The sequence below is a fragment of the Corallococcus sicarius genome, from assembly GCF_003611735.1.
Classification (GTDB): Bacteria; Myxococcota; Myxococcia; order Myxococcales; family Myxococcaceae; genus Corallococcus; species Corallococcus sicarius.
Genome location: NZ_RAWG01000326.1, coordinates 1 through 10433, shown reverse-complemented (window position 1 = coordinate 10433; position 10433 = coordinate 1). Strand labels below are relative to the sequence as shown.

Annotated in this window: 9 protein-coding genes and 1 pseudogene; 6 read left to right on the top strand and 4 right to left on the bottom strand. The window is 72.0% G+C overall.

Annotation, left to right across the window (positions count from 1 at the left end; genetic code table 11):
- Window positions 1-1081: hypothetical protein (locus D7X12_RS43155; protein ID WP_158620179.1), on the top strand; the 1081-nt coding region annotated here is incomplete at its 5' end.
- Window positions 1082-1215: 134 nt separating this feature from the next.
- On the top strand, window positions 1216-3192 hold the full coding sequence (locus D7X12_RS34260; RefSeq protein WP_120629420.1) for a hypothetical protein: 1977 nt from the start codon (window positions 1216-1218) through the stop codon (window positions 3190-3192).
- Here the strand turns inward: D7X12_RS34260 and D7X12_RS34255 are convergent, their stop codons facing one another.
- Window positions 3193-3735 carry a hypothetical protein gene (locus tag D7X12_RS34255; protein ID WP_208719459.1) on the bottom strand — a complete coding sequence of 181 codons (543 nt, stop codon included), beginning with the start codon at window positions 3733-3735 and terminating at the stop codon, window positions 3193-3195.
- A gap of 42 nt (window positions 3736-3777) precedes the next feature.
- Between D7X12_RS34255 and D7X12_RS34250 the strand changes: the two genes are divergently transcribed.
- On the top strand, window positions 3778-5289 hold the full coding sequence (locus tag D7X12_RS34250) for a carboxypeptidase M32 (protein ID WP_120629418.1): 1512 nt from the start codon (window positions 3778-3780) through the stop codon (window positions 5287-5289).
- Between the two features lie 27 nt (window positions 5290-5316).
- Here D7X12_RS34250 and D7X12_RS34245 read toward each other — a convergent pair whose 3' ends face one another.
- Entirely contained in the window at window positions 5317-5673 is a 357-nt protein-coding gene (locus D7X12_RS34245) for a four-helix bundle copper-binding protein (protein WP_120629417.1), read from the bottom strand.
- 186 nt (window positions 5674-5859) lie between these two features.
- The gene (locus D7X12_RS34240) at window positions 5860-7029 is read right to left on the bottom strand and encodes a ribonuclease D (protein ID WP_120629416.1); all 1170 of its coding nucleotides are present in this window, start codon (window positions 7027-7029) and stop codon (window positions 5860-5862) included.
- A 65-nt stretch (window positions 7030-7094) separates the two neighbouring features.
- Between D7X12_RS34240 and ttcA the strand changes: the two genes are divergently transcribed.
- Genes ttcA through D7X12_RS34225 form a run of 3 tightly spaced genes read left to right on the top strand, consistent with a single transcriptional unit; the run spans window position 7095 to window position 9595 of the window.
- On the top strand, window positions 7095-7952 hold the full coding sequence (ttcA, locus tag D7X12_RS34235; protein ID WP_120629415.1) for a tRNA 2-thiocytidine(32) synthetase TtcA: 858 nt from the start codon (window positions 7095-7097) through the stop codon (window positions 7950-7952).
- On the top strand, window positions 7931-8755 hold the full coding sequence (locus D7X12_RS34230; RefSeq protein WP_120629414.1) for a tellurite resistance TerB family protein: 825 nt from the start codon (window positions 7931-7933) through the stop codon (window positions 8753-8755). Before ttcA ends, D7X12_RS34230 begins: the two co-directional genes overlap by 22 nt.
- 12 nt (window positions 8756-8767) lie before the next feature.
- The gene (locus tag D7X12_RS34225) at window positions 8768-9595 is read left to right on the top strand and encodes a phosphate/phosphite/phosphonate ABC transporter substrate-binding protein (protein ID WP_120629413.1); all 828 of its coding nucleotides are present in this window, start codon (window positions 8768-8770) and stop codon (window positions 9593-9595) included.
- A gap of 107 nt (window positions 9596-9702) precedes the next feature.
- On the opposite strand, the pseudogene D7X12_RS34220 reads toward D7X12_RS34225, so the two are convergent.
- Window positions 9703-10433 (bottom strand): annotated as a pseudogene (locus tag D7X12_RS34220) (hypothetical protein); the annotation flags it as partial.

Genomic DNA, 10433 nt, shown 5'->3' with positions numbered 1-10433 from the left:
GGGGGTGGTGGCGTGGGCCACGCTGTCGCCCGCCTGGGGCAGCAACGTCATCGCCACGTGGAAGGACGCGCCGTTCACGTGGGTGTGTCTGGCGCTGCTGCTGCTGCTGCTGCGCGCGGAGCGCCAGCGGGGCCTGCGCGGGGTGGACGCGGCGTGGCTGGGCGTGTGTCTGACGTGCATCACGCTGCTGCGCCACAACGGGCCGATGGTGAGCGCCCCCCTCCTGCTGCTGTGCCTGTGGCGCTACCGCGACCCGCGCGCCCGTGGGACGCTGGTGTGCGTGCTGGTGCTGCTCACGGTGCTGGTGCGCGGGCCGGGGTATGCCATCGCGGGGGTGTCCCCGGCGCCGGCGGTGCTCAAGCAGGTGCTGACCGTGCACCGGCTGGGGGCCGCGGCGAAGGACCCGGAGCTGCCGCCCGAGGACGCACGCGTCCTGTCGGAGTTGATGCCGCTGGAGCAGTGGCGCAGCCGCTACAACTGCCTCTCCGTGGGGCCGCTCGTGTTCGGCTCGCCCCTGAAGAGGCCGAAGCTGGAGGGGCGGGGGCTGGAGCTCGCGGGGATGCTGTGGCGCTTCGCGAAGCGCCACCCGGACGCGTTGCTCGAGCAGCAGGTCTGCGTCACGCGCTACATCTGGTCGCCGGAGTCGGAACTCTACATCGGGCCCTTCAACGGCGGCGGCAACACCGTGGATCCGAACACCGCGGGCGTCCGGCCGCGGACGTGGTTCGCCCCCGCGCAGCCGTTCTTCGAGCACGCCGTCTTCGACTCCTACGCGAAGCACGGCCTGTTGCGGACGCTCGTGTGGCAGCCCGCCGCGTCGCTGTACCTCTTCGTCGCGGGATTGCTCGTCGTCCTCTGGCGGCAGCGCAGCCTGGGGCCGCTGCTGGTGGTGCTGAGCGCGATCCTCAACATGCTCTCGTGGCTGGCGCTCTCCCCGAACCCGGACCTGCGCTTCCTCTTCCCCACGGTGGTGATGGCGCCGCTGCTGCTCGCGTGGGCGCTCGCGCCCCGGCTGCGGCGGGGCGGGGTCTCCACCGCGCCAGTCACCCCCCCCGCGCTCCGGGAAGTCGCCTGGCATTAGCATCCGGAATTGAAGTTCGTCTCCGGGGCCCCGATGATTCGCGCGACGGCCCCGGTCAAGACGGGAAGCCAGCAGCAGCTGCCTTCCCCTTCCGGGCCGGTGGGGGGCGCCATTCTTCAGGGATGAGCTGAGCCATGGACGTGAGCGGGACGGAGCGGAGGCATCCAGGCGGATGGCTGGCATGGGCGCTCTTCGGGGCGCTCGCGCTCTGGCCGTTGTTCAAGTACCAGGCGGGCCCTGACGCCGAGTTGCGGGTGCGCTTTGCCGCGGTGGGGTGGCCGCTGACGGGCAGCGTGTCCTTCCAGCGGCAGGGCCACGGCTTCCAGGAGCGGCCCCTCTCGTCCGACGACCTGGCCCTGCACGTGGGGCACGGGCTGCCGGACGGGGTGCACGAGGTGCGCATCCCGCTGCCCCGGCGGACGGTGTCGGCGGAGGTCACGCTGGCGCACCTGAGCGCACGCACCGTGTCCCAGGTGACGTGGGTGACACCGCGAGCGCCGGCCCTCTGGGGAGACCCCGGGGCGTCGCTCCCGTTCGAGGCGCGCACCGACGCGGACGGCCTCGTGCACGTGCGCGTCCCCGAAATGCGTCCGGGCTTCTGGGTGCCCGACGTGGCGGACGTCCTCATGGTGCTGGGGACGTGGCTCGTCTTCTGGCTCCTGCTGGAGGCGCGCTGGGGGGACGGGCGCGCGGCCGCGTTCGCCCGGCGCCGTGCGGGCTGGGCCCGGTACGCGCTGCCGCTCGTGCTGGCGTGGGGCTTCCTGTGGTTGCTCTACTTCCCGGGGCTCGTGGGGTTTGATCCGCTGCTGCAGTGGGAGCAGGTGACGACGCGCCGGTTCGTCAACTGGCACCCGCCGTTCCACACGTGGTGGCTGTGGCTCATCGCCGGGCCGTTCGACTCCATGGCCTCCGTGAGCGCCCTCCAGGTGCTGCTGTTCGCCGGGCTCCTGGGCAAGGTGCTGGAGGAGCTGGGGCACTGGAAGGTGCCCGGCTGGGCCTGCTGGGGCGTGGTGGCGTGGGCCGCGCTGTCCCCGGCGCTGGGCACCAATGTCATCGCGGTGTGGAAGGACGCGCCCTTCACGCTGATATGCCTGTGGGGGGTGCTCCTGCTCTTGCGCGCGGAGCGCACGGGCGGCCTCACCGTGAAGGCCGCGGCGCAGCTGGGGCTGTGCGCGGCGTGCATCAGCCTCTTGCGCCACAACGGCCCGCTGCTGGCGGCGCCCCTGCTGCTGAGCGCGCTCTGGCGCTACCGGGGCCGCCGCGAGCGCGGCACGCTGCTGCTGGTGGGCGTGGGCCTGACGCTGCTGGTGCGCGGCCCGGTGTACAGCGCGGCCGGGGTGGAGCCCGCGCCGCCGCTGCTCACCCAGGTGCTGAGCATCCACCGGCTGGGCGCCGCCGCCCTCCACGCGGACACCCTGCCGCCGGAGGACCTGCGGACCCTCACCCAGCTGATGCCGCTGGAGGAGTGGCAGAAGCGCTACGTCTGCGAGGCCGTGCTCAGCCTCATCTTGCCCTCCACCCCGCTGTACGACCACCCGGAGCGGCTGGAGGGCAAGGGGCTGGAGCTGGCGCGCGTGGTGGGCCGGTTCGCGTGGCGCCACCCGGACGCGTTCTTCGACCAGTGGGCGTGCGTCACCCGCTACCTGTGGGCGCCGGATTCGCTGCTCTACATCGGCCCGTTCCATCCGTCCGGCAACACGGTGGACCCGAACATCTTCGGCTGGAAGACGCGCTCCTGGTTCCCCAGGCTGGCGCTGGGGTACACCCAGCGGCTGATTGATGCGTACGTCGGTCCGCCTCCGGTGCGCGCCGCGGTATGGCAGCCCGCCCCGTCGCTGTACCTGCTGCTCGTCGCGCTGGGCGTCGTGCTGTGGCGGCAGCGCAGCGTGGGCATGTTGCTGGTCATGCAGTGCGCGCTCACCAACACCGCCGCGTGGCTGGTGCTGTCGCCCAACCCGGACCTGCGCTTCCAGTTCCCGGTGATGCTGTTCGCCCCGCTCACGCTGGCGCTGATGCTGGCGCCGCGCCTCGTCCGGGCGGGGGCCCAGGCCCGGCCCGGCACGGCCACCGAGGCTCCCGACGCGGCCCAGGTCCAGGACACCGCCGCCTGACTACTTGTGCGGCACCACGGTGCCGCCGCGGAAGGCGGAGTCGCGCAGCACGAGCCCCTCCTTGAAGAGGCGCGCGGCCTTGGGGCCGACGAAGAAGTCCTTGGGGTCGCCCCGGCGGAAGGTCTTCTTGATGAACTCCTCCACCTCCAGGTAGAGGCGGCGGAACTTGTCCGGGGCCGCGTCGCGCCGGCCCGTCTGGGACGTCACCTCCAGCTCCACCCACATCTGGCCGCTGAGCAGCTCGCCCTCTTCGTTGCGGCGCGAGCGCTGGATGAAGATGACGGGCGAGCGCACCTCGTCGATGCGCCACGAGCCCTTGTCCGGCCCGCGCTTCACCTTGTCCACCATCGCCGGGCCGATGTCGCTCGCCACCAGGTACAGGTCCTCCTCCGGCAGGTGGGGGATGGTGTCCTTGCTGGCGCGGAAGGGCTTCCAGTCCACGGGCACGCGCCGGGGGTACACCTCCAGCACGTGACGCTCGAGGAAACGGAAGAAGGCGACCTCATCGTCGGGTGCCATGAAGAATTGGAGGATGTTGGCCATCGCCGCGTCCTCATACCCTGGAAGCACGCTAGAAACACAGCCATGGACACCTGGCTGCGCTCCCGGATGCATGAGCTGAGTGACTTGCACGGCGTCATCAACCTGGCCGCCTGGGACCGGGAGGTGTACCTGCCCTCCAAGGCGGCCCCCGCCCGCGCCCAGCAGCTCTCCACCCTCCACGCCCTCCACCACGAGCGGCTGGTGGACCCGCGCCTGGGGGACGCCCTGGCCCACGCGGCCGGGCCCGGCGCTGGCGCCGGCTCGATGACGCCCGACGAGCAGGCCATGGTGCGCGTGCTCACCCGCGAGCGGGAGCGCGCGGTGCGGGTGCCCGCCCGGCTGGTGACCGCGCTGGCGGCGGCGCAGGGTGAAGGCATCCAGGCGTGGCGCGAGGCCCGGGAGGCCCGGAGCTTCGCCCGCTTCCAGCCCGCGCTTTCGGCGCTGCTGGCGCTGCGGCGGGAGCAGGCGGACGCGCAGGGCCACGACGGAGAGCGCTACGACGCGCTCCTGGAGGGCTTCGAGCCCGGGATGCGCGTCCAGCGCCTCACGCCGGTGCTCACCGCGCTGCGCGACGCGCTCATCCCCATGGTGGGCGCGCTCGCGTCCGTCCGGCGGCCCCCGCCCGCGTTCCTCGACGGCCGCGCCTACGACACCGACCGGCAGTGGCGCTTCACGATGCGGCTCCTGGAGGCGGTGGGCTTTGATCTGGAGGCGGGCCGCCAGGACCTGAGCATCCACCCGTTCACCAACGCGCTGCACGCGCAGGACGTGCGCCTCACCACGCGCCTGGACGCGAAGCACCCGCTGTCCGCCCTCTTCGGCACGCTCCACGAGGCGGGCCACGGCCTGTACGAACAGGGCTTCGCGCCGGAGCACCAGCGCACGCCGCTGGCCGCGGTGCCGTCCATGGGGCTGCACGAGTCCCAGTCGCGCCTGTGGGAGAACCTCGTCGGCCGGGGCCGCCCCTTCTGGGTGCACCACTTCCCGGCGCTGAAGGAGGCCTTCCCCCAGGCGCTCGCGGACGTGGACCTGGACGGCTTCCACGCGGGCATCAACCACGTGGCGCCGTCGCTCATCCGCGTGGAGGCGGACGAGGTGACGTACAACCTGCACATCGTCCTGCGCTACGAGCTGGAGCTGGCGCTGCTGCGCGACGAGCTGCCCGTGTCGGAGCTGCCGTCCGCGTGGAACGAGCGCATGCGGCGCTACCTGGGCCTCACGCCTCCGGATGACACCCAGGGCGTGTTGCAGGACATCCACTGGGCCTGGGGCGAGTGGGGCTACTTCCCGACGTACGCGCTGGGCAACCTCTACGCCGCGTCGCTGCACGCCGCCGCACAGCGCGCGCTGCCGGAGCTGGACGCGCACCTCGCGAAGGGGGACACGTCGCCCTTGCGCGGGTGGCTGCGCGTCCAGCTGCACTCGCAGGGCTTCCGGCTGCCCGCGGAGGAGCGCGTGCGCGCCATCACCGGCGAGGGGCTCACGGACCGGGACTTCCTCCAGCACCTGCGCGCGAAGTACGGCGCGCTGTATGGCCTCACGCTGAAGGGGTAGGGGGCGCCGGAGCCGGGCGCCGGAAGCTCAGGCGGCGAACACCAGCGGCCGGCACGCGCGCGCCAGGTGCAGCGCGTCCCGCGCGAGCTCATGCGAGGCCGCATCCTGCGCCTCCAGCCACGCGGCGCGCGCCACCTGGCTGCCCAGCTCGAAGCACAGGCTCGCGGTGCGCCGCGACAGCCTGGAGTCCTTCTGGAGGGCGCGCACGTTGAGCTCGCACAGCTCCGCGCACTGGCGCAGCAGCCGGAACGCCTCGTCGTCCGCCGGGAGCCCCTGGGCCGTCAGGCGCGCCATGCCCCGCTCACAGGAGCTCTGACACCGCAGGCTCGCGGCGATGCACCGGGAAACCTCTGCATGCGCCCCACCTGTCCTGGCTCCCAACATGTCAGCGCCCTCTCGTGGTGGTGCGGGGACAAAGGTACTCACGCCTGCCGTGCTGGCAACCTGCACCCCGGGTCCAGATGGGGCTTGAACATCCAGACCGGAGTGCTGTTGCGCCGCGCGGCCGCAGGTGGATGCCCGGGCGTTTCGCGCGCTCCGTCGCAGTATGCCTCTTCGTCGCGGGAAACGTCAGCTTCCCAGCACTGGGAAGGGCGCCAGCAGGGCGACGAGCTTGTCGCCGTACAGCTTGATCCGCTTCTCCCCGAAATAGGGCAGCTGGCCCAGCTCCTCCACGTTCGCGGGCGGCTTCGCGGCCAGCGCGTCCATGAGGGGGTTGGTGAGGATCACGCTGGGCGTCACCTTGCGCGCCGTGGCCTGCTCCACGCGGAAGGCCTTGAGGGCCTCCTCGCGCTTGCGCCGGTGCGGGTCGCGCGGGCCCTTGCTCTCACGGTCCAGGTCCAGCTCGCCCCGGGCCGCCTTCTCCTGGTTTTCGCGGATGAGCGCGAGCAGCGCGTCGCCATGCGCGCGCACCACGGCGCCCCGGACGCCCGCCGCGCGCGCCAGGTCCTTGTGCGTGGAGGGCTGCTTCAGCGCCAGGTCCGTGATGGCCATGTTGGACAGCATCCGGCCCATGGGCACGTTGTCCTTCTCCGCCCACTCCAGCCGCAGGCGGTGCAGCCCCTGGGCGATGGTGTGCGCCAGCGCGTACTGGGTCGCGGACAGGCCGCTGCGCGACAGCTTGGGCTTGTACTCGGCGCCCGTCTCCGGACGGGCCGCGGCCTCGTCGCACATGCGGGTGCAGTCGAGCAGCACCTCTTCCAGGATGTCCGCCTCGCGGCACGCGTCGCGCACCTGGCGGCCCAGCTCGCACAGGTAGCGCACGTCGTTGGCGATGTAGTCGCGCATGCCCGGGGGCAGGGGCCGCAGGGAGAAGTCGGACTGCTGGTGCTCCTTCGGCAGCTCCACGCCCAGCCGTTCACGGGCCAGGTCCGCGAGCCCCACCTTGGGCCACCCCAGCAGCGTCACCGCGCGGTGCGTGTCGAAGAGGCCTCGCACGCGCACGCCCGCCTCGGCCAGGTACTGCAGGTCGCCCTGGGCGGCATGGAAGAACTTGGTGCGCTCCGGATCCGCCATGAAGGGGACGAGCAGGCGCGGATCCACGCCCGGCTGGAGGGTGTCGAAGAGGAAGATGTCCGCGTCCGTCCCCAGCTGGAGGAAGCACAGCCGGGCACGGAAGGCGTGCATCGCGTCCGCTTCCAGGTCCACCGCCAGCTCGGGGGCGGCTTCGAGCACGCGCGTGGCCGCCTCCGCGCCCGCTGCGTCCACCACATCCAAGGCACCTTGAGGGAAGGTCGGCATCGCGGAGAGCAGGCTAGCGGACCGGCCCGCCCCTTTGACGTGTTTTTTCCCGAACCGCCGCTAGGATGGCCCCGCCGATGAACGACGCCCAACGTCTTGAAAAGAGCCTGCTTGGCCACATGGGCCGGGCCATCGCGGACTTCCGCCTCATCGAGGCGGGGGACCGCATCATGGTGGGCGTGTCGGGGGGCAAGGACTCCTACACGATGCTCCACCTGCTGCGGGAGCTGCAGCGGCGAGCCCCCGTGAAGTTTGATCTCCTCGCCGTGAACCTGGATCAGGGACACCCTGGATTCCCGGGGCACATCCTGGAGGGGTACTTCCAGAAGGAGGGGTACGCCTACAAGATGCTGAAGGAGGACACCTACAGCATCGTCCTGGAGAAGACGCCGCCCGGGAAGACGCAGTGTTCGGTGTGCTCGCGGCTGCGCCGGGGCATCCTCTACAACGCCGCGGTGCACCTGGGCTGCAACAAGATCGCCCTGGGGCACCACCGCGACGACCTCATCCACACGATGCTGCTGAACATGTTCTTCGCCGGCAGCCTGAAGGCGATGCCGCCGCTCTTGAAGAGCGACGACGGGCGCAACGTGGTCATCCGGCCGCTGTGCTACGCGCCGGAGAAGGAGATCATCCGGTTCGCCGAGGAGAAGCAGTTCCCCATCATCCCCTGCGACCTGTGCGGTTCGCAGGAGAACCTCCAGCGCAAGCGGATGCAGAAGCTGGTGGAGGACCTGGGCAAGGAGATCCCCAATGTCCGCCAGAGCCTGCTCAACGCGATGTCGAACGTGCGGCCCACGCACCTGTTGGACAAGACCCTGAACCCGGACCCACTGAACGCGCTCGAAGAAGGGCCCGGGGTCCCCACCCCTACCGACGACACGCAAGGGAGCGCCAGTCCATGGCTCGAGACCAGGCAATAAAGACGCGCAAGGAGCGCAACGCGGCGCTGGTGGAAGCCATGCTGCTGGCGGCGATGGCGGACGGCAGCGTGTCCCAGCGGGAGATGCAGACGCTGCTGGCGCGCGTGCTGGAGCGCCCGGAGTTCGAGGGCACCCAGTCCGGGGAGCTGAACCTGCTGGTGGAGACCAGCGCGGTGCGGCTGGCGGAGGCGCGCAACCTGGAAGAGGTGATGGCGTCGCTGCGCCGGCGGCTGCCGGACCACAAGAACCGGATGCTGGCGTTCGGGCTGGCGGCGGCGGTGGCGCTGGCGGATCAGCGGGCCACGCGCTCGGAGCTGGGGCTCTTGAAGACGTTCCAGGCCGCGCTGGGCATCTCCGAGGACGAGGTGGCGCAGATCATCGACGTCATCGAGCAGGGCGGCAGCCTGTCGGAGGCGCTGGGCGAGCCGCTGGAGCGGCTGTTCGCGGAGGTGATGGTGCTGGTGCTGGCGGCGGACGGCCAGCTCAAGGAGTCGGAGGCCCGGGCGATGGTGGAGAGCTTCGCGGCGGATCCGCTCTTCCAGAACGTGAGCCCGGAGCGGGCGCAGGGCTTCGTCAGCGAGTCGGTGGCGGCGCTGGCGTCGGACGGGTTGCCGCACCGCATGCACGTGCTGGCGCACGGGCTGGCCACGCATCCGCAGCGGGTGAAGGCGTACCAGCTGGCCACGAAGATTGCCCACGCGTCCGGGAAGACGAGTCACGCGGAGCAGCGCATCCTGGACCTCCTCCAGGCAACGTTCGGTCTGGCTGACGATGAAGTGGCGCGGTTGGACCAGCAGGGGTAAGCAGGGAGAGGCATGACCTCGCACGTCCCCCCCGGCGGTTCGCGGCACACCTTCCGATTCGGTCTGCCGCCCTCGTTGGGCAGCGAGTCGGCGCGCGAGCGTGCGGAACGGCTCGCGTCGTTCCTGCAGCGCGCGCTGGGCAAGCTCGTGGAGGTGGGGGTCGCCACCAGCTACGAGACGCTCGCCAAGGATCTCCTCTCCGGGCGGGCGGACGCCGCCTGGGCGCCGCCCTTCGTGTGCGCGCGCATGGAGGCCATGGGCGTGCGGGTGCTGACGCGCGGGGTGCGCCGGGGCATGTCCAGCTACCGCTCCGCGCTGGTGGGCCGGGCGGGCTCCGGGCTGACGGTGGAGAAGCTCAAGGGCGCCACGGCGGCGTGGGTGGACCGCGATTCGGTGGCGGGCTACCTGCTGCCCAGCGCCTATCTGAAGACGCAGGGCCTGGAGCCGTCGCGGGCGTTCGTGTCGCAGCAGTTCACGGGCTCGTACCAGGGCGCGCTGGAGGCGGTGCTGGAGGGCAGGGCGGACGTGACGAGCGTGTTCTGTCCGCCGTCCTCCACCGGGCTGTCCTTCGCCACGGGCGTGGAGGACGTGCTGGGGCCGGGGTCGGGCCGGCGCTTCGAGCTGCTGGCCTACACGGACGAGGCGCCCAACGACGGCGTGCCGGTGGCCATGGGGTTGCCGGCGCCGCTGGTGACGGCGCTGGAGACAGCGCTGCTGGGGTTGCAGTCCACGCCGGACGGGCAGGCGCTGCTGCGCGACATCTTCAACGCGGAGCGCTTCGAGGTCGCCCCGCGCATGGGCTACCGCGCGCTGTACCGCGTGGCGCTGGCGAGCCTGTAGGCGTCGCGGTCCCGCACCGGGGCCGTGGGTGCGCCACTCTCGCGGCCGGGGCATGCCGCCGATGCGGGAGCGGGCGCTGACGTCGTGCCCCTCACGCGAGGCAGGAGCTACTTGTCGGAGTCGGGGCCGTTGCCGCGCACGGGGCGCCGGGCGCTGGAGACGGAGCCCTCGGCGGGGCGGGCCACCTTCGCGGGCGCCTTGCCCGACACGGAGTCCTCCGGTGCACGCACGGGCTTGGCGGCGGAGCCTTCCGGCGCACGCACGGGCTTGGTGGCAGGGCGGCTGTCAGAAGCTTCTGCCGAAGCACGCACGGGCTTCGCGGCAGGGTGGCTGTCGGCGGCCTCTTCCGGTGCGCGCACGGCCTTGGCGGCGGAACGGCTGCCCGTGGTGCCCTCCGGCGGACGGACGGGCTTCGCGGCCGCTCTGGCTGCCACGGACTCGTCCGGCGTGTGCACGGGCCTGGCGGGCGCACGGCCTTCCACCGGCTTCGCGCCAGGATGGCTGACGGCCGCGTCCCCATCACTCCGCACCGGCTTCGCGGCGGGGCGGCTCACGGCCGCGCCTTCATCACTCCGCACGGGCTTCGCGCCAGGGCGGCTCACCCCCGCGTCCTCTTCACCTCGCACGGGCTTCGTGTCCGCGAGGCTCAGGCCGGTGTTCTCCTTCGTCCTCACGGGCCTTGCTTCGGGACGGCTGAGGCCGGAGTTCTCCCTCGTGCGCGCCGGACGGGCCACGCCGGAGTCCTCCGGCGACGTCGCGGCCTTCGTCGACGACTGGCTCACCCCGGAATGCTCCGGCCCCTTCGCGGGCGCCCGGGCCTGGGAGGCCGTTGCAGGGG

Excerpts from the sequence above, each read along its gene's own strand:
- D7X12_RS34260 (WP_120629420.1), top strand. The coding sequence starts at position 1,216 with ATGGACGTGAGCGGGACGGAGCGGAGGCATCCAGGCGGATGGCTGGCA.
- D7X12_RS34255 (WP_208719459.1), bottom strand. The coding sequence starts at position 3,735 with ATGGCCAACATCCTCCAATTCTTCATGGCACCCGACGATGAGGTCGCC.
- D7X12_RS34250 (WP_120629418.1), top strand. The coding sequence starts at position 3,778 with ATGGACACCTGGCTGCGCTCCCGGATGCATGAGCTGAGTGACTTGCAC.
- D7X12_RS34245 (WP_120629417.1), bottom strand. The coding sequence starts at position 5,673 with ATGTTGGGAGCCAGGACAGGTGGGGCGCATGCAGAGGTTTCCCGGTGC.
- D7X12_RS34240 (WP_120629416.1), bottom strand. The coding sequence starts at position 7,029 with ATGCCGACCTTCCCTCAAGGTGCCTTGGATGTGGTGGACGCAGCGGGC.
- ttcA (WP_120629415.1), top strand. The coding sequence starts at position 7,095 with ATGGCCCCGCCGATGAACGACGCCCAACGTCTTGAAAAGAGCCTGCTT.
- D7X12_RS34230 (WP_120629414.1), top strand. The coding sequence starts at position 7,931 with ATGGCTCGAGACCAGGCAATAAAGACGCGCAAGGAGCGCAACGCGGCG.
- D7X12_RS34225 (WP_120629413.1), top strand. The coding sequence starts at position 8,768 with ATGACCTCGCACGTCCCCCCCGGCGGTTCGCGGCACACCTTCCGATTC.